Raw genomic sequence first — 17,436 nt, forward strand, 5'->3', positions numbered from 1 at the left:
TCCGGAACCACTAAACGCACCTCGCACCTCCCTCCGCTAATGACCGACTGGACGGAGAAGTACCGCCCGTCGACGCTGTCGGAGGTCCGCGGCAACGACAAGGCCCGCGACTCGCTACGGCAGTGGGCCGAGTCGTGGGACGACCACCGGCAGGCGGTCATCCTCCACGGCGCGCCGGGGGTGGGCAAGACCTCCGCGGCCCACGCGCTGGCGAACGACATGGGCTGGGACGTCATGGAGCTCAACGCCAGCGACTCGCGGACCGGCGACGAGATCGACCGGCTGGCAGGCGGCGCGGCGATGAACCAGTCGCTGCGGACCATCGACTACGGCGGTGGCGACACCGACGGCGGAGAGAGGGACGCCGAGAGCGGCCGTCAGCTCCTGATCCTCGACGAGGCCGACAACGTCCACGGCAACGCCGACCGGGGTGGGACGCGCGCGATCACGAAGCTCGTGAAGGAGGCCGGACAGCCGGTCGTCCTGATCGCCAACGAGTTCTACGACATGAGCCAGGGGCTCCGCAACGCCTGCGAGACCGTCGAGTTCCGCGACGTCTCCCCGCGCTCGATCGTCCCCGTCCTTCGTGACATCTGCCGGAAGGAGGGCATCGAGTACGAGTCCGACGCCCTCGAGGCCATCGCCGAACGGAACCGCGGGGACCTCCGCGGGGCGGTGAACGACCTCCAGGCCGTCGCCGAGGGCACCCGAACGCTCGCCGAGGAGGACGTCGTGACCGGTTCGCGGGACAAGGAGCGGGGTATCTTCGAGTACCTCGACACGGTGATCAAGGAGGCCGGCGCACAGGAGGCCCTCGAGGCCTCCTACGACGTCGACGAGACGCCGGACGACCTCATCAACTGGATCGAGGACAACGTCCCGAAGGACTACGCGGGAGCGGAGCTCGCCGACGCCTACGCGCACCTCTCGGACGCGGACGTCTGGCTCGGACGGACGCGAGCCACCCAGCAGTACCGTTTCTGGCGGTACGCGAGCGACAACATGACCGCAGGCGTGGCGGCCTCGCGCCGCGAGCCCAAGGGCGGGTGGACCCGCTACGGTCCGCCGTCGTACTGGTCGAAGCTCGGCCGTTCCCGGGGGACCCGCGACAAGCGCGACTACGTCGCCCGGAAGGTCGCCGAGGCCGAGGGCGCGAGCATCGCCACCGCCCGGCGCTCGATCCTCCCCTACCTCTCGGCGATGACGGCCTACTGCAAGCCCCGCGATCTGACCCTGGCGATGACCGCCCGCTACGAACTCGACGCCGAGCACGTCGCGTTCGTCACGGGGTCGGGCGAGTCGACGAACAAGGTCCAGTCCATCGTCGAGGAGGCCGAGGAACTCCGGGAACGCGAGGCCGTCGAACACTCCGGGGACGCCTTCCTCCCCGGGGAGACGCTCGACGGAGCAGGGGGAGACGAGGACGGGACGGACGCGACCGGGACCGACGACGATGCGGAGGCCGGAGGCGGTGACGGGCAGGCGACCCTGAACAGCGCTGCCGACGAGGACGGTGACGAGGAGACGGACGAAGAGGAGGCGACCGAAGCCGAGGAGGACGACCAGCAGTCCGGGCTGACCGACTTCTTCTGAACGCGCCGCTCAGTCCCCGCTCGCGGCCCCGTCGCCGCCAGTCGGTCGCCGCGCGTCGCGCTCGGCGTGGAGTCGCCACGCGACGACCCCGGCGACGACGAACGTGACGAGCGCGCCGACGACCATCAGCAGTTCACCCGTCGCCCCGTAGCTCTGTCTGCCGGCGACGAGTTCGACGAACAGCACCGCCGAACCCCCGCCGGCGAGCGCTCGGATCCGTCCCCCCGACGTGAGCGCCACGGCGACGAGCGCGGCGTAGACGGCCATCCCGACGGCGTAGAAGGCCACCTGCACCGCCGGCGAGTAGACGAACACGAGCCGCGGGGAGAGCAGCGCGTAGAACGGGAGGAGCCCCGCGGCGAGGAGCGCGGCCTGCCGGCGGCGGGCCGGGAGGTCCACGCTCCCTTCGTAGGCCCACACCGCCGCGGCCACGAGGAGCGTGAGGATGGCGAACGCGGTGACGAAGTGCGCGACGAGTATCAGCAGTTCGTACCGGGTGACGGTGAGCGCCCCCAGGACGATCTGCGAGGGGAGTATCAGCGTCGCGCCGGCGAGGGCGTACGCGACCCGCCGACTCGCCTCCCCGCGCCACGCGCTGATCGTCGCGCCGATCACGACGAACCCGGTGATCATGGCCCAGAGGCGGTGGAACCACTCGACGAACGAGGGGAAGTCGGCCGGGAACAGCCCGAAGACGGCACCATCACACAGCGGCCACCGCTGGCCGCAGGTCAGGCCGGCACCGGCGGCGGCGGTGTAGACGCCCAGGAGGACGAGGACGAACGTCAGCGCGACCGATGCGCCGGCGAGCCGACGGGTACGCTGATCCATACGGTGACTCGGGGACGGGGCGACTTGTATGGTGCGTTCCGCTCCGGGGGGTGGGGGCCACCGCATAGCTTTTTCACCCTCCACGACGGCCTCCCGTCATGGGACTCGACGAGGACTCACTCGAATATCACCGCCAGGAGCCGCCGGGCAAGATAGAGATCTCCACGACGAAGCCGACCAACACACAGCGCGACCTCTCGCTGGCCTACTCGCCGGGCGTGGCCGCGCCGTGTATGGCCATCTACGAGAACCCCGAGGAGGCGTACACCTACACCGCGAAGGGGAACATGGTCGGCGTGGTGTCGAACGGTTCGGCGGTGCTGGGGCTGGGCGACATCGGCGCGCAGGCCTCGAAACCCGTGATGGAGGGCAAGGGCGTGCTGTTCAAACGGTTCGCCGACATCGACGTCTTCGACATCGAACTCGACCAGCAGGATCCGGGCGACATCGTCACGTCGGTGAAGGCGATGGAGCCGACGTTCGGGGGGATCAACCTGGAGGACATCAAGGCCCCGGGCTGTTTCGAGATCGAGGAACGCCTGCGCGAGGAGATGTCCATCCCCGTCTTCCACGACGACCAGCACGGGACGGCGATCATCTCGGGAGCGGCGCTTTTGAACGCCGTCGACATCGCGGACAAACAGCTCGGCGACCTCGACATCGTCTTCTCGGGGGCGGGGGCCTCGGCCATCGCCAGCGCGCGGTTCTACGTCTCGCTCGGCGCGACGAAGGAGAACATCACGATGCTCGACTCCTCGGGAATCATCACCCAGGAGCGGGCCGATTCGGGCGACGTCAACGAGTTCAAGCGGGAGTTCGCCCGCGACGTCCCCGAGGGTGATCTCGCCGACGCGATGGCGGGCGCGGACGTGTTCGTCGGCCTCTCGGTCGGCGGGATCGTCGACGAGGAGATGGTCCGGTCGATGGCCGACGACCCGATCATCTTCGCGATGGCGAACCCGGACCCCGAGATCCCCTACGAGCAGGCCAAGGCCGCCCGCGACGATACGGTGATCATGGCCACGGGTCGGTCGGACTACCCGAACCAGGTGAACAACGTCCTCGGGTTCCCGTTCATATTCCGGGGGGCGCTCGACGTCCGCGCCACCGAGATCAACGAGGACATGAAGGTCGCCTGCGCGGAGGCGCTCGCCGAACTCGCCAGACAGGACGTCCCCGACTCGGTCGTCAAGGCGTACGGCGACCAGCCCCTCCAGTACGGCCCCGAGTACATCATCCCGAAACCCGTCGACCCGCGGGTGCTGTTCGAGGTGGCCCCCGCGGTGGCTCGTGCCGCGGTCGAGTCCGGCGTCGCCCGGAAGGACCTGGACATGGAGAAGTACGTCGATCAGCTGGAGGCGCGGCTCGGCAAATCCCGCGAGATGATGCGCGTCGTCCTGAACAAGGCAAAATCATCGCCCAAGCGCGTGGTGCTCGCGGAGGGCGGCGACGAGAAGATGGTTCGTGCGGCCTACCAGCTACAGGACCAGGGCATCGCCGAGCCGATTCTCATCGGCGAGCGCGACGGTATCTGGGAGCAGAGCCAGCGGCTCGGCCTCGACTTCGAGCCGGAGATCGTCGACCCCGAGGAGGGTGACCTGGAGCCGTACGCCGACCGACTCTACGAGCTCCGCCAGCGCAAGGGGATCACCCGGCGCGAGGCGCGCGAGCTCGTCGAGGACGGAAACTACCTCGGGAGCGTGATGGTCGAGATGGGCGACGCCGATGCTATGCTGACGGGGCTGATGCACCACTACCCCTCGGCGCTCCGGCCCCCGCTCCAGGTCCTCGGGACGGCCGAGGACGTCGACTACGCCGCTGGCGTCTACATGCTGACGTTCAAGAACCAGGTGGTGTTCTTCGCCGACGCCACGGTCAACCAGGACCCCGACTCGGACGTGCTCGTCGAGACGGCCAGACAGACCGCGAAGCTCGCCGAACGGTTCAACGTCGAGCCCCGGGTGGCGATGCTCTCGTACTCGGACTTCGGGAGCGTCCGCAACGAGGGGACGGCGAAGGTTCGCGAGGCCGCCCGGCGGCTCCGGGCCGACCCCGACGTCGAGTTCCCGGTCGACGGTGAGATGCAGGCCGACACCGCCGTCGTCGAGGAGATGCTCACGGACACCTACGAGTTCTCCGAGCTCGACGAGCCGGCGAACGTGCTCGTGTTCCCGAACCTCGAAGCGGGGAACATCGCCTACAAGCTCCTCCAGCGGCTCGGCGGGGCGGAGGCCATCGGCCCGATGCTCGTCGGGATGGACAAGCCGGTCCACGTCCTCCAGCGCGGCGACGAGGTCAAGGACATCGTCAACCTCGCGGGCGTGGCCGTCGTCGACGCACAGGAACGGGAGGACGAGGAGTAGAAGGGTCGAGCCGGCCGGAGCGTCCAGTCAGTTCTCGTCCGGTTCCGCCCCGAGGAGGCGCTCCCTGACGGCGGCACGGTCGACCGTCCCCGAGGCGGTCCGGGGTACCGAATCCACGAGTCGGACGGTTCGGGGGAGCTTGTAGTCGGCCAGCCGCTCGCGACAGTGAGCGTCGAACGATCCGCGGTCGAACTCGCCGTCGGCGACGAGGAGCGCCGCGACCCGCTGGCCCCACTCCTCGTCCGACAGTCCGACGACGGCGGCGTCGGAGACGCCGGGAGCGGCCTTCACCACGTCGAGCACCTCGCCGGGGTCGACGTTCTCCCCCCCGGTGATGATGCGGTCGTCGAGCCGATTGAGCACGTAGAGCCGGCCGGCCTCGTCGCGGTAGCCAACGTCCCCGGTGCGGAAACCGAACGAGCAGAACTGCTCGCGGGTGGAGGCCGTCTCGCCGTAGTAGCCGGGCGTGAGCGTCGGCCCCGCGACCACCAGCTCGCCGCGCTCGCCGCGAGGGACCGCCCGGCCGTCGTCCCCGACGACCGTCACCTCGGTGAACAGCAGCGGGCTCCCGACCGTGCCGGAATAGTCGCGAGCCTCCCGGGGAGTGGCGGTAGCGATCTGCGAGGCCGTCTCCGTCATCCCGTAGGTCGGACTGGCCGGGACCCCCCGTTCGGCACACTCGTCGAGGAGCGGCTCTGAGGCGGGTGCGCCGCCGAGCAGGACGAAGCGCAGGGAGTCGGGAAAGGGGTTCCCCGTCCCCTCGCCGGCGTCGAGCAGCCGCCGGAGCATCGTCGGTACGAGCGACGTACACGTCGCGTCGTTCGCGTCGAGGACGTCGAGCGTCCGGCCCGGGTCGAACCCCTCGCGGGCATCCTCGACGAGGACGCACGTCCCGTAGAGCACAGACCGGTAGACCGGTGCGAGCCCGCCCATGTGGTACATCGGGAGCGCGACGTGCCAGCGGTCCTCGGGATCGAGGCCGAGCCGGAACGCGGAGGCGGCGGCGCTGGCGGCGAGGTTGGCCGCGGTGAGACAGACCGCCTTCGGTCGGCCGGTCGTCCCCGAGGTGAACAGCATCACCTCGATGCCGTCCGGAGTGAGCGCAGGCACCTCGAACGCCTCGGGGTCGGTCCCGAGTAGATCGGCTGCGCCGTCGGTCCCGCCGTCGAACCCGGCGACCGGGAGGTCACGGTCGAGTCCGGCGGCGGCGTCGACGGCTCGTTCGGCCGTGTCCGCCCCGCAGAGCAGGCAGTCGACGTCCGCGACGTCGAGTCGTTGGGCGAGCTCCGGGGTCGTCGCCCGGGCGTCGAGCGGGACGAGGGTGGCCCCGACCCGCATCGACGCGTGGACCACCTCGACCAGCGCCGGGCGGGTCCCCGTGACTACGCCGACGTGGTCGTCCACGCCCACGCCGTGAGCCGACAGGCGGCCCGCGAGCTCCTCGACCGTGTCGTCGAGGGCCGCGTACGTCGTGACCGCGCCCGACCCGTCCCGGAGCGCGTGGGCCTCGGGGGTCGCGTCGGCGCGGTGGGCCAGCCAGTCGCGCACGTTCAACCGTTGATGCGGGTAGACCCTATTGAACTTTCGACCGCGTTCGGCTACCGCCCGAGCGGGCACGTCGCGACGTTCCCGGGGCCGGACGGAACCCGGGCTCGACCGTCCGCGACGGGAGCGGGGTCCGCGTCGGTGAGATCCGACGCCAGCCACGACCCCGTCGCCAGCCCACAGGCACCGACGTCGGGGATCGAGGCGGCGACGTGGACGGCCGCCGTGCGGGCGAGCGCGCCGTCGATCGTGGTGGTGACGATCGGCTCGACCCCCACCTTCCTGGCCCGGAGCGCCGCCGAGCGCGCGCGGCCGGGCCCGCCGAGCGCCATCGGTTTGAGCACCAGCACGTCCGCTGCCCCCGCCGCGAGCACCTCGTCGACCGACGCCGAGGCGAGCGACTCGTCGAGCGCGACCCTCGCGCCCGCACCGCGGAGCGCCGCGTGACCCGTGATGTCGGGTCCCGAGAGCGGCTGTTCGACGTACGAGAGGTCCAGTCGGGCGAGGGCGGGGAGCACCCGCCGCGCGGTGGGTTGGTCCCACGCGCCGTTGGCGTCCGCGCGGAGTTCGACGTCCGGGCAGGCCCCGCGGACCGCTCGCAGTCGGTCGAGGTCCGCGTCGAGCGACCGCACGCCGACCTTCACCTTCACCGCCGGGAACCCGGCGTCGACCGCCTCGCGGGCCTCGTGTGCGGTCCCCGATGGGGGACCGTCGCCGACGGTCGCGTTGACGGGCACCGACTCGGTCGGGTCCTCGCCACCCAGGAACCGGTACAGGGGCTCGTCTCGCGCACGAGCCGCGGCGTCGAACAGCGCGAGTTCGAGCCCGTGGCGGGCCGCGGGCGTCCCGTCCATCCCCGAGAGCGAGAGCGCGGGAGCCTCGGCGTCGACGGCATCGAGCGCCGATCGACACTCGTCGAGCGACTCCGTCCAGCCGGGGAGGGGCGTCGCCTCGCCGTAACCCGTCTCGCCGTCGTGTTCGACCTCGACGGTGAACCCCTCTCGGGTCCTGATCTCGCCGCGAGCGGTCGAGAGCGGCCGGGAGAGTTCCAGCGAGAAGGGCTCGACGTTCATACGAGTCCGGGGAGCGCGAGCCCGGCGGCGAACAGGACCGAGTGCGCCGCGAGCAGTTTGCCGGTCGTCTCCAGGGCGGGGTTCAGCGCCGCGCCGTCGGTACTGGCGAACACCGTCCGCCCGAGGCGCACGGCGAGCGGAGCGGTCAGCAGCGGCAGGAGGACGAACGGGCCGTACCCCGTGGCGTAGAACACGAGGGGGACGACGTAGGCCATGCCGACGGCGAGGACGAACTCGGTCCTCGAGAAGCGGTAGCCGAACATCACGGCGAGGGTGCGCTTGCCCGCGCGTCGATCCGTCTCCCGGTCACGGACGTTGTTGACGACGAGGATGGCCGTCGAGAGCCCCGCGGCGGGGAGCGCCGCGACGACGGCCGAGAGCGGCACCGTGCCCGGAGGAACGGAGAGGGGGAACGCGCCGACCGGCGCGAACGTCGCCGCCTGGACGTAGTACGTTCCAGCGACGGCGACGAGCCCGAAGTAGACGAAGACGAACAGGTCACCCAGCCCCCGGTAGCCGTAGGGGTAGGGGCCGCCGGTGTAGAGTATCCCGGCGGCGATCCCCGAGAGGCCGACGAGGACGATGGGGAGCCCGCCGACGTAGACGAGGTAGGTCCCGACGAGCACCGCGAGCGCGTAGGTGAGGTACATCGCCCGCATGACCGACTCGGCGGGGATGAGCCCGCCGGCGGTGACCCGGGTGAACCCCTCGCGGTCGTCGGTGTCGGCACCCTTCACGGCGTCGTAGTAGTCGTTGGCGAAGTTCGTCCCGACCTGGATCAGCAGCGCCCCGAGGAGGGCGAACAGCGCGGGGAGGACGGCGAACACCCCCTCCGCGATCGCGAGGCCCGTGCCGACGACGACGGGCGACGCACCGGCGGGGAGCGTCTGTGGCCGGGCGGCCATCACCCACGCCTCGCGCCGGGTGATCTCACCCTCGTCGTCGACGCCGGACCGTCCCTCGGCGTCGGCGGTGTCGGCGGCGTCCGCGCTCATCCGGTGGAACGTCGGGCGGACGGCGTATAGCGGCTGTGGTTCCGGGCGATCGAGCCGCCGCGCCGGCCGGCACACCCGGACAGAAAATGTCGGGTCGGGCAGCCTTTTACCCGCCCGGTCGCTCGGAGGGGTATGGACCAACCACGGGTCGCCGGGGTGGGGCTCACCCACTTCGGCGCACACCCGGACCGGACGGGGCGGGACCTCTTCGCGGAGGCGGCCGCGAGCGCCGTCGAGGACGCCGGCGTCCCCCGGGAGGACGTCGAGGCGCTGCTCTACGGGAACTTCATCGGCGAGGTGACCGAATCCCAGGGCCACCAGGGACCGCTGATGGCGGAGGCGGCGGGGCTACGGGTGCCGGCGACGCGCTACGAGAGCGCGTGCGCCTCCGCGGGTGTCGCCGTCCGCGAAGCGGTGAAGCGACTGCGAAGCGGCGAATCGGACGTCCTGCTCGTCGGCGGGGCCGAGCGGATGCACAACGTCGGCACCCGGGGTGCGACCGCGGGGCTGGCGATGGCCGCCGACGACCTCTACGAGGTCCGGGCCGGCGTCACCTTCCCCGGCGCGTACGCGCTGATGGCCCGCGCGTACTTCGAGCGGTTCGGGGGGACGCGCGAGGACCTCGCCCACGTCGCGGTGAAGAACCACGCGAACGCCCTGGAGAACGAGTACGCCCAGTTCCGTCGCGAGGTGACCGTCGAGGAGGCCCTGGAGGCCCCGATCATCGCCGAACCGCTCGGGCTGTTCGACGCCTGTCCCATCACCGACGGCGCGGCGGCGCTCGTGCTCGTCTCGGGGAGCTACGCCGGGGAGCACGACCTCGACGCCCCGGTCGCGATTACGGGGAGCGGTCAGGGCGGGGACAGCCTCGCGCTCCAGGACCGGGCGGACGTGGCGAGGGCGCCGGCGACCGCCGACGCCGCTGAGGAGGCCTACGCCGAGGCCGGTATCCGGGCGAGCGACGTGGGCTTCGCGGAGGTCCACGACTGCTTCACCATCGCGGAGGTACTCGCCATCGAGGAGCTCGGGTTCTACGAGGCCGGCGAGGGCGTCGGGGCCGCACGCGACGGCGAGACGACCCGCGAGGGGGACCTCCCGGTGAACCTCTCGGGCGGACTGAAGGCCAAAGGCCACCCCGTGGGCGCGACGGGTGCCTCGCAGGTGGTCGAGGCGACCCGACTGCTCCGCGGGGACCACCCCAACAGCGACGCCGTCCCCGAGGGGGCCGTCGGGCTGACACACAACGCCGGCGGGACGGTCGCCAGCGCCGTCGTCCACGTTCTGGAGGCGGTCGAATGAGCCGCGAGGCTCGAACGCAGCGAGAGCCTCGGATGAGCGAGCGGGGAGCGGAGCGACCCGCGAGCCGCGAGGTCGTAGCGAACGGAGTGAGCGAGACCTCGGCCCCGCGAGCGGTGACCGGAGGGAGCCGCGAGCCGCGACGCGCGTTCGGCGATCACGCCTCGGGAGAGCGAAGAACGAACGCGGTGAGTCCCGAAGCGTTCGCGCACACCAGTGCGTCGGGGCGAGCCACGGAGGTGGTGGTGTGACCCGCGACTACCGCGACGACGGCTACGACGACCTGCTCGACGCCATCGAGGACGGCGAGGGGTTCTACCTCGCCTGCGGGAACGGTCACGGCTACCTCCCGCCGCGCCGGGTCTGTCCCGACTGCGGCTCGACGGATCTGGAGGAGACGCCGCTCGCCGACGCCGGCGAGGTCCTCACCCGGACCGTCGTCCACGTCCCGCCGCCGCGGTTCGCGGACGACGCCCCCTACGCCACCCTCCTCGCGGAGTTCGGCCCCGTCCGCGTGACGGGAATCGTCCTCGACGCGGCGGATGCACCCGACGTCGGCGAGGCGGTCCGGCCGGTCGTCGAGGCCTCCGAGACCGACGGCGACCGGCTCCTCGCGTTCGAGCGGGCCTGATACGGTCGTGCGTAACGATTTACCGACGATCACCCGGACGGATCCGTTATCGCCGGTAAAGGACTACGCACGACCGTATGAGTAGGTCGAGCCCGAACGGTCGGGCGTTCCGGGCCACGCTTATGGGCCGGGCGAACGAACCCGCGGGTATGGCAGACCTGCTCTCCGACGAGGAGATCGCCGAGCGCCTCCCCGAGGACTGGGAGCGCGACGGCGACGAGATAACCAGAACGTACGAGTTCGACTCCTACCTCGAAGGCGTGGGGTTCGCCTCGGGTGCCGCGGGGCTGGCCGAGGAGGCGTTCCACCACCCCGAACTCACGATCAACTACGCGGAGGTCGAGGTCCGGCTCACGACCCACGACGCCGGCGGGATCACCGAGAACGACACGGACCTCGCGGCCCGGTTCGACGAACTCCACGACTGACGTGGACGCGGCGTACGTCTTCCGGATCCGGTTCGAACTCGACCCCGCCGACCCGGCGGTGTCGGTCGAGCCGGGAGCGTTCGAGACGGTACTGAGAAAGCGAGCCGCGCCGCCCGGCGAGGAGGGATGGCTGTTCTTCCGGGACAACCTCTGGCGCGGCGAGGCCAACGACGAGGCCCACCTACGGGACCTGACGACGGAGGCGCTCGGCGTCGAGGTGACCTCGGTCGACTTCCGCGAACTCCGGACCGACGAGGCGTATCTCGCGGAACTCCGGGAGGCCATCGCCGCCGATCTCGACGCGTTCCGGGCCGAGGGGGTCGAGGAGGTCCTCCACAAGTACCTCGGGTCGTCCGTTCGCATCGAGCGCGAGTAGTCGTCCGCCGTCGGAACGTGACGACCGACCGCGGCATCAAAAGGTATGAACGTCAGCGTCAAGCCGATTCAGTTTCAGTTTCGCTATGCGGTCTCCATATTATCAAGTACTAACGCCGGTAGATTGACATACGACACCGAAAGATATGGAGTCCACTGCACTCGTCACTACTGCCGCGACGCTTCTCCAGATGGGTCGAACAGTCTCAGATATGGCAGACTTCCGTCGCCATGTCAAGGGAAACCGGGTCCGGCTCGAAGTCGGGACAGACGAGCGGACCAGTGGCGGAAAAACGAAGCGTCAAACACAAATCATCGAGGGCAGGGTAGAAGGCCTGAGCACGACGCCGGAAGGGTTTGAGCTCGAAGAAGTTAGAGAATATACCGAAATCCAGACTGTTCAGCGATTCCACTCAGGAGACCACGCTTCTTTCAACCGCGAGGTTCCGAAGAGCGAACGCGAGGAGCTTACCGTTCCGTTCCAGCGCGTCGAAGCCGCCCGATTCGCAGACGGGGAGGGATAACCCGAGACGCCGCAAAGATTTCCTGTCAATTTGCAGGTTTCGCAGCCACGACGTTGATTCGGCCAGGTCGTAGCACCATCGTCTTCTTTAGTCGGGCATTATAATTCGAGAGCGTCCTGCGATCGGTCCTACTTCGACGGACACTTGCCGGAGACGGCCCCATTCCCGCCCGATGGAGGGTCACCGCTGGCTCTACGGCTGGGCGCTGGGGTCCGTCGCGCTCGGCGCAGCGTCGTTACTGGTCCCGCTGTACGTGGTCGGGCTGGGTGGTGACCCGTTCGAACTCGGCCTGCTCGGGGCCGTCGCCGCGTTCGTCGGAACCCCGGGGGCCATCGTCTGGGGACGGCTGGCCGACCGGACGGGGAACCGCCGGGCGGTGGTCGTCGGGAGCCTCCTCGCGGTAGCGGTCGTCCTCGGGGCGACGCCGTTCCTGTCGACCGTTCCGCTGGTCATCGTCGCGAACGCGCTCCTGTGGGTCGCGTTCGCCGCGGCCGGACCGGTGCTCACGCTACTGGTCGTCGCCGACGTCCCCGAGAACCGGTGGAACACGGAGATCGCGGCGCTGAACCGGTACCAGGGGTTCGGCTGGGCGGGCGGGCTCCTGCTCGGCATCGTCTGGTCGGCGACCGTGGGCCGGCTGTTCGAGTCGCTGGCGAGCCAGCGATACCTGTTCCTCGCGTGTGCGGTCGCCTCGGCCGTCGCCGCGCTCGTCCTCCTGCGGACGATGCCCGCACCCTCCGAGCGACGCATCAGACGGCTCAACCGCGACCGCGTCGAGCGGTTCCTCACGGCCGGCCGGCGGGGGATCCGCGGGTCGACGTTCCAGTTCGCGCCCACGAGGCTCTACTGGCGGACCCGGAGCCTCCACCCCGACCGGATGGCGGCGCGGTTCACCCCGACGCTCGCGGCCTACTTCGGCGGGGTCGTCCTCTTTTTCACCGGCTTCTCCGCGTTCTTCGCGCCGCTCCCACTCTACCTCACCGACGTCGGCTTCTCCTCGGACATGGTGTACGGGCTCTACCTGGTGTCGAGCCTCGGGTCGGCGGTGTTCTACACGAGCGCCGGGCGGCTGAGCGGCGAGTACGACATCAGGCTCCTCCAGACGAGCGCGCTCGGGCTCCGGGGCGTGGTGATGCCGCTCGTGGGCGTGGCGGGCGTGGTCGTCGCCGCGGGCGCGGTCGGCCTCCTCGTCAGCGGCGTCCTGTTCGCGCTCATCGGCGTCACGTGGGCGGTCATCGCCGTCACGGGTGGTACCATCGTCGCGCGGCTCGCGCCGCCGACGCTCCGCGGGGAGGCCCTGGGGGTCTACACGGCGCTCTCGACGCTCGCCGGCGGTATCGGGAGCATCGCCGGCGGCGCGCTCGCGAACGCGTCCGGGTTCGTCGTCGCGTTCGCCGTCGCGGGTGCCGTCATCGTCGCCGGGGCGGCCGTCGTCGTCTCGCTCGGCGGTATCTCGGAGCGGACGGGCGCGCCGGGCCGGGGGGCCACCGTGGACGGCGACGGTGGGATGCCCGGCCATGGAGGGGAGTGACCTCCGGCGGGATCGTGGAGAACACCTATACCGGCACACGGGCACCCGGGGATATGCCGAGCGAGAAGGAGAAGATGGTAACCGGGGACCCGTACGATCCGTACGACCCGGACCTGGTCGCCGAGCGGAGGCGGGCCAGGGAGCTCACGCGCCGGTTCAACCGGACCTCGCCGTCCGAAGCGGAGCGCCGCGACGAACTGCTGGAGGAGCTGTTCGGCTCGGTCGGCGGCGACGTCCACGTGGAGCCGCCGTTCCGGTGTGACTACGGGTACAACCTCCGCGTCGGTGATGGGTTCTACGCGAACTTCGACTGCGTCGTCCTCGACGTGTGCCCGGTCGAGTTCGGGGAGAACTGCCTGCTCGCCCCGGACGTTCACGTCTACGCCGCGACCCACCCCCTCGACGCCGACGAGCGGGCCGCCGGGCTGGAGTCCGGCCGCCCGCTCTCCGTCGGCGACGACGTCTGGATCGGCGGGCGGGCGGCCTCGACTCCGGCGTGACCGTCGGCGACGGCGCGGTCGTCGCCTCCGGGGCGGTCGTGACGGGGGACGTCCCGCCCGGCGTCGTCGTCCGGGGTAACCCCGCGGAGGTCGTCAGGGAGCTGGACGGGCCCTGAGGCTCCGGTCTCCCGGCATCCTCGTCCGACGCCAGTCGACATCCGGTCGGCGGACGAGCGGGCGCACGCGACGAACTCGTTTGAGAGTCGTTCGGGGACCGTGCCGGAACGGACCCACCAGACCCGAGTTCGGCCGGGGAGCCGGCCGGAAACTATACACCTACCGATCGATAATGTACGTTCTCGATGGTCGCCGACGCGTACGACTTCTGGCTACTGGACCTCGACGGGACGCTGGTCGACGTCGAACCCGGGTACGTACACGACGTGATCGGACGGGTTGGCGATCGGCTCGGTTACACTATCCAAGATGCGGAGGCGGAGGCCGTCTGGCACTCGCTCGGCGGCGACCCGAACGCCGTCGTCCGGTCGTGGGGTCTCGATCCGGGGCGGTTCTGGGAGGTGTTCCACGAGGAGGAGGACCCCGAAGCCCGGGCGGCGTCGACGTTCCTCTACGACGACGCGGCCTGGTTCGCCGAGGTCGACGTCCCCGTGGGGGTGGTCACGCACTGCCAGTCCTACCTCACCGAACCGATCCTCGACCACCTCGGTATCCGCGACTGGTTCGACACGGTCGTCTGCTGTACGGACGAGATCGGGTGGAAGCCCGACCCCGCGCCCGTCGAGCGGGCGCTCGCCGAGATGGGGCTGCTCGACGGGACGAAACGGGGCATCCTCGCGGGCGACGGCCCGCACGACGTCGGGGCGGCCTGGAACGCAGGTCTGGACGCGGTCCACGTCGAGCGACACGGGCACGACCGCCGCGGGCTCTGCGTGCTCGGGGACCACCGCGTGAGCGGGTTCGACGAACTCGCGCGGGGCGGGCCGGCGGCCGACTGATCACCGCTCCGGATCAGAACGATTCGAGGACCGCGGGGAGCCGGTCGGCGAGTTCGTCCCGTTCGACCGTCGCGTCCGCGTCGGGGTGTGGGTCCGGGCCGCCCGCGTAGCAGACCTGCACGGCGTAGAGCCCGGCCGCCGAGGCACCGGCGACGTCCATCTCCGGGTGGTCGCCGACGAAGACCGCCTCGGCGGGGTCGGCGTCGAGGACCGCGAGCAACCGACGGAACGTCCGCGGGTCGGGCTTGGGCTCGGGGAGGTCGCCCGTCACGACGACGGCGTCGAACAGGTCGGTCCAGCCGAGCGTCTCGAGCTTTCCCCGCTGTGTCCGGACCGGTCCGTCGGTCAACAGCCCGACCCGATACGTCTCGCGGAGCGTGCGCACGAGGGATGCCGCCCGCTCGACGGGCACCAGCGACTCCTCGACGACGCGCCGGTAGGCGTCGGTGAGCCGGGCGGGATCGACCGCTCCCTCGCCGTCGGTGTGCTCCTCGACGAGCGCCTCGAACACCGGCTCCCGCGTCCGATCGCCGGAGTGTTCCCGGTGAGCGTCGAGGTACGACTCGCGCGTGAGACTCCCCAGGAGGTCCTCGGCGTCGACGGCACGGATCGCCTCGGTGAGGAGTGTCGAGCGGTCCCGCTCGGGGACCGCCAGGGTCTCGTCGAGGTCGAACCCCACCGCGCGTATCACGGTCCGGGGTCCGTCCCGGTGGGATATGAACCTCCCGGCCCGGGACGCCGTCCACTGTCGGAGCCAGCCGGGATAGGGCGGTCCGCGAGCACCCAGAAGAGCCGGCGGCCTGTCGGACCCGTGAGGAGAGCGGTCGTCGGAACCACGGGCCCGTACGGCCGACACCGATCGGATCGCCACGGCGGCGGGAGACGGCCCAGGCGGTCCGAAACGGCGGACCCGCACGCGGATCGCCGGGGCGGTTCTCAGGGGTGGATGGGAAGGCTTGTGGGGGGCGGCGGCGACCCCCGGGTATGTTCTTCGAGGACCTGCGGGCGCGCATCGAGGCGGTCGACAGCGTCGTCTCGGTGGGGCTCGATCCGGACCCCGCACGGCTCCCGGACGCCGTCGCGGGCCACGACCTCCCGCGGTGGGCGTTCAACCGGCGGATAATCGACGCGACCCACGAGCACGCCGCGTGCTACAAGCCCAACGCCGCGTTCTACGAGGACAGCGAGGGGTGGCGGGCGCTGCGCGAGACTATCGCCTACGCCCACGGCAAGGGCGTGCCCGTCCTGCTCGACGCCAAGCGGGGCGACATCGGCAACACGGCCCGGCAGTACGCGGGACTGCTCGACGACGCGGACGCCATCACCGTCAGCCCCTACCTCGGCCGTGACTCCCTGGAGCCGTTCCTCGCCCGGGAGGAGAAGGGCGTGTTCGTCCTCGCACGGACGTCGAACCCCGGGGCGAGCGACTTCCAGAACCTGGAGGTCGGCAACGGGAAGCGCCTCTACGAGTACGTCGCCCAGCGGGCGGCCGAGTGGAACGAGCGCGGGAACGTCGGCCTCGTCGTCGGGGCGACCGCGCCCGGGGAACTGGAGACTCTCCGCGAGCTGGTTCCCGACCTCCCGTTCCTCGTTCCCGGGGTCGGAGCGCAGGGCGGCGACGTCGAGGCGGCCGTCGAGTTCGGGCTCGCCGACGGGGTCGGGCTGGTCAACTCCTCGCGGGGGATCATCTTCGCCGGCGAGGGGAGCGAGCAGGAGTTCGCGAAGGCGGCGGGCGAGGCGGCAAAGCGGCTGAAGCGGCGGCTCAACGGGTACCGGTAGTCACCGCAGGGCGCAGGGGAACCGGCGGCGCGGGACGCGAGCGGCCCGGGTGCTGGACGGCGACGGACACGACGGTACCGGCGGAGGTATCCGGCTCCGCCGAACGGCTCACCTGGACCTGGCGTCGTCGTCATCCCCGACCGCACCGACGATCAGGGCGTCCTGGACGAGGGCGTCGGTACCCCGCCGGATCCGCTCGGAGAGCGCCTGGTGTGAGATCCTCAGTTCGTCGGCGAGTTCCTCCAGGGTCGTCTCCCGAGGGATGTCGAAGAACCCCCGTCTGGACGCGAGAACGAGCGCCTCGTACTGTCCCTCGGTGAGTCCGAACCGCCCGGCCGGCTCCCCCTCCATCTCCCGGATCGACTCGACCTCGAAGGTGAGCCCGTGCTCGTCGGCGAACTCGTGGGTCCGCGAGAAGTGGTCCCGGTTCGGATAGAGCACCCGGATCTGCCAGCGGTCGCCCTCGCCGTACGCGTCGAGGACGGTCGCCTCGTCGTTCGTCAGCATCCGCAACAGCAGGTCGATCTGGTCGATCCACTCCATCCGGTAGAGGAACTCGTCGTCGAACTCCGAGAGACAGGACACCTCGTCGACCGAATCGTCGGCCTCGAGGGCGGAGTCGATCGACTCGCGGTCGCCGTACCGGATCCACATCAGCGGCATCACCGTGCTCTCGCCGGTCTGGACGATACGCTCGCACTCGATCTGGATGTCCGGGAGCACGTCCAGGGTGTAACTCAGCGCGAACTCGGTAGCGGGTACGCTCCCCCTCACGATCGTGCTCATATCCCGGCGAAGGTCGGACGGGGACAAGAGCATTCGGATAGACGGCAGGCTCGACCGCGTCCGCGTTCGGTTGCCGCCCGGAACGAGCCCCCCGGTCCGGAGGTGCCGCGACTACCGAGGCCAGTCCGCGTCCGGAGCCCCGTCGAGTGTCGAGGGACCACGACGACGACAGGCGGACGACGACCGGAGCGAAGATCGGACACCCGACCCGAACGGAAGTACACCCGTCT

16 protein-coding genes and 1 pseudogene are annotated in these 17,436 nt (G+C 70.6%); 11 read left to right on the forward strand and 6 right to left on the reverse strand.

Translation table 11 applies throughout. The features are described 5' to 3' along the window. The first annotated feature begins 39 nt into the window (after positions 1-39). Entirely contained in the window at positions 40-1,593 is a 1,554-nt protein-coding gene (locus WDJ58_RS17445; protein WP_338914578.1) for a replication factor C large subunit, read from the forward strand. A gap of 9 nt (positions 1,594-1,602) precedes the next feature. Here the strand turns inward: WDJ58_RS17445 and WDJ58_RS17450 are convergent, their stop codons facing one another. Continuing rightward, on the reverse strand, positions 1,603-2,424 hold the full coding sequence (locus tag WDJ58_RS17450) for a COX15/CtaA family protein (RefSeq protein WP_338914579.1): 822 nt from the start codon (positions 2,422-2,424) through the stop codon (positions 1,603-1,605). A gap of 98 nt (positions 2,425-2,522) precedes the next feature. On the opposite strand from WDJ58_RS17450, the gene WDJ58_RS17455 reads away from it, so the two are divergent. Then, complete coding sequence (locus WDJ58_RS17455; RefSeq protein ID WP_338914580.1) at positions 2,523-4,787, forward strand: NADP-dependent malic enzyme; 2,265 nt, start codon at positions 2,523-2,525, stop codon at positions 4,785-4,787. Between the two features lie 27 nt (positions 4,788-4,814). Here the strand turns inward: WDJ58_RS17455 and WDJ58_RS17460 are convergent, their stop codons facing one another. From WDJ58_RS17460 to WDJ58_RS17470, 3 genes are read right to left on the reverse strand one after another with little or no spacing between them, the layout of a single operon-like run. After that, positions 4,815-6,335: an AMP-binding protein gene (locus tag WDJ58_RS17460; RefSeq protein WP_338914581.1), complete on the reverse strand. Its 1,521-nt coding sequence runs from the start codon at positions 6,333-6,335 to the stop codon at positions 4,815-4,817. Positions 6,336-6,385: 50 nt separating this feature from the next. Further along, complete coding sequence (gene menC / locus WDJ58_RS17465) at positions 6,386-7,405, reverse strand: o-succinylbenzoate synthase (RefSeq protein ID WP_338914582.1); 1,020 nt, start codon at positions 7,403-7,405, stop codon at positions 6,386-6,388. Next, positions 7,402-8,310, reverse strand: coding sequence for a 1,4-dihydroxy-2-naphthoate polyprenyltransferase (locus WDJ58_RS17470; RefSeq protein WP_380661637.1), 909 nt, complete (start codon positions 8,308-8,310; stop codon positions 7,402-7,404). Before WDJ58_RS17470 ends, menC begins: the two co-directional genes overlap by 4 nt. A gap of 222 nt (positions 8,311-8,532) precedes the next feature. Between WDJ58_RS17470 and WDJ58_RS17475 the strand changes: the two genes are divergently transcribed. The 8 genes and pseudogenes from WDJ58_RS17475 to WDJ58_RS17510 all read left to right on the forward strand — a co-directional run bounded on the left by WDJ58_RS17475 (position 8,533) and on the right by WDJ58_RS17510 (position 14,641). Then, the gene (locus WDJ58_RS17475; RefSeq protein WP_338914584.1) at positions 8,533-9,699 is read left to right on the forward strand and encodes a thiolase domain-containing protein; all 1,167 of its coding nucleotides are present in this window, start codon (positions 8,533-8,535) and stop codon (positions 9,697-9,699) included. Between the two features lie 244 nt (positions 9,700-9,943). After that, positions 9,944-10,327, forward strand: a complete 384-nt coding sequence (locus tag WDJ58_RS17480; RefSeq protein ID WP_338914585.1) for a Zn-ribbon domain-containing OB-fold protein — start codon at positions 9,944-9,946, stop codon at positions 10,325-10,327. Positions 10,328-10,476: 149 nt separating this feature from the next. After that, positions 10,477-10,755, forward strand: a complete 279-nt coding sequence (locus tag WDJ58_RS17485; RefSeq protein WP_338914586.1) for a 4a-hydroxytetrahydrobiopterin dehydratase — start codon at positions 10,477-10,479, stop codon at positions 10,753-10,755. Position 10,756: 1 nt separating this feature from the next. Then, the gene (gene lwrS / locus WDJ58_RS17490) at positions 10,757-11,131 is read left to right on the forward strand and encodes an LWR-salt protein (RefSeq protein WP_338914587.1); all 375 of its coding nucleotides are present in this window, start codon (positions 10,757-10,759) and stop codon (positions 11,129-11,131) included. 211 nt (positions 11,132-11,342) lie between these two features. After that, positions 11,343-11,654 carry a hypothetical protein gene (locus tag WDJ58_RS17495; protein ID WP_338914588.1) on the forward strand — a complete coding sequence of 104 codons (312 nt, stop codon included), beginning with the start codon at positions 11,343-11,345 and terminating at the stop codon, positions 11,652-11,654. 172 nt (positions 11,655-11,826) lie between these two features. Then, positions 11,827-13,185, forward strand: coding sequence for an MFS transporter (locus tag WDJ58_RS17500; RefSeq protein ID WP_338914589.1), 1,359 nt, complete (start codon positions 11,827-11,829; stop codon positions 13,183-13,185). Between the two features lie 53 nt (positions 13,186-13,238). After that, positions 13,239-13,801, forward strand: a pseudogene (locus WDJ58_RS17505) (sugar O-acetyltransferase). A gap of 186 nt (positions 13,802-13,987) precedes the next feature. Beyond that, positions 13,988-14,641, forward strand: coding sequence for an HAD family hydrolase (locus tag WDJ58_RS17510; protein ID WP_338914590.1), 654 nt, complete (start codon positions 13,988-13,990; stop codon positions 14,639-14,641). Positions 14,642-14,654: 13 nt separating this feature from the next. On the opposite strand, the gene WDJ58_RS17515 is transcribed toward WDJ58_RS17510, so the two are convergent. Further along, positions 14,655-15,332, reverse strand: a complete 678-nt coding sequence (locus WDJ58_RS17515) for an HAD family hydrolase (RefSeq protein WP_338914591.1) — start codon at positions 15,330-15,332, stop codon at positions 14,655-14,657. Positions 15,333-15,625: 293 nt separating this feature from the next. Here WDJ58_RS17515 and pyrF point away from each other — a divergent pair, with 293 nt between their 5' ends. Beyond that, positions 15,626-16,420, forward strand: a complete 795-nt coding sequence (gene pyrF / locus WDJ58_RS17520; RefSeq protein WP_338914592.1) for an orotidine-5'-phosphate decarboxylase — start codon at positions 15,626-15,628, stop codon at positions 16,418-16,420. Between the two features lie 108 nt (positions 16,421-16,528). Here the strand turns inward: pyrF and WDJ58_RS17525 are convergent, their stop codons facing one another. Further along, positions 16,529-17,206, reverse strand: a complete 678-nt coding sequence (locus WDJ58_RS17525) for a helix-turn-helix domain-containing protein (RefSeq protein WP_338914593.1) — start codon at positions 17,204-17,206, stop codon at positions 16,529-16,531. Positions 17,207-17,436 lie beyond the last annotated feature (230 nt).

The organism is Salinirubellus litoreus, assembly GCF_037335815.1.
Taxonomy (GTDB): Archaea; Halobacteriota; Halobacteria; order Halobacteriales; family Haloarculaceae; genus Salinirubellus; species Salinirubellus litoreus.

Coding starts and splice junctions, on each gene's coding strand:
- WDJ58_RS17445 (WP_338914578.1), top strand. CDS start 40: ATGACCGACTGGACGGAGAAGTACCGCCCGTCGACGCTGTCGGAGGTC.
- WDJ58_RS17450 (WP_338914579.1), bottom strand. CDS start 2,424: ATGGATCAGCGTACCCGTCGGCTCGCCGGCGCATCGGTCGCGCTGACG.
- WDJ58_RS17455 (WP_338914580.1), top strand. CDS start 2,523: ATGGGACTCGACGAGGACTCACTCGAATATCACCGCCAGGAGCCGCCG.
- menC (WP_338914582.1), bottom strand. CDS start 7,405: ATGAACGTCGAGCCCTTCTCGCTGGAACTCTCCCGGCCGCTCTCGACC.
- WDJ58_RS17470 (WP_380661637.1), bottom strand. CDS start 8,310: ATGGCCGCCCGGCCACAGACGCTCCCCGCCGGTGCGTCGCCCGTCGTC.
- WDJ58_RS17475 (WP_338914584.1), top strand. CDS start 8,533: ATGGACCAACCACGGGTCGCCGGGGTGGGGCTCACCCACTTCGGCGCA.
- WDJ58_RS17485 (WP_338914586.1), top strand. CDS start 10,477: ATGGCAGACCTGCTCTCCGACGAGGAGATCGCCGAGCGCCTCCCCGAG.
- WDJ58_RS17495 (WP_338914588.1), top strand. CDS start 11,343: ATGGCAGACTTCCGTCGCCATGTCAAGGGAAACCGGGTCCGGCTCGAA.
- WDJ58_RS17500 (WP_338914589.1), top strand. CDS start 11,827: ATGGAGGGTCACCGCTGGCTCTACGGCTGGGCGCTGGGGTCCGTCGCG.
- WDJ58_RS17510 (WP_338914590.1), top strand. CDS start 13,988: ATGGTCGCCGACGCGTACGACTTCTGGCTACTGGACCTCGACGGGACG.
- pyrF (WP_338914592.1), top strand. CDS start 15,626: ATGTTCTTCGAGGACCTGCGGGCGCGCATCGAGGCGGTCGACAGCGTC.
- WDJ58_RS17525 (WP_338914593.1), bottom strand. CDS start 17,206: ATGAGCACGATCGTGAGGGGGAGCGTACCCGCTACCGAGTTCGCGCTG.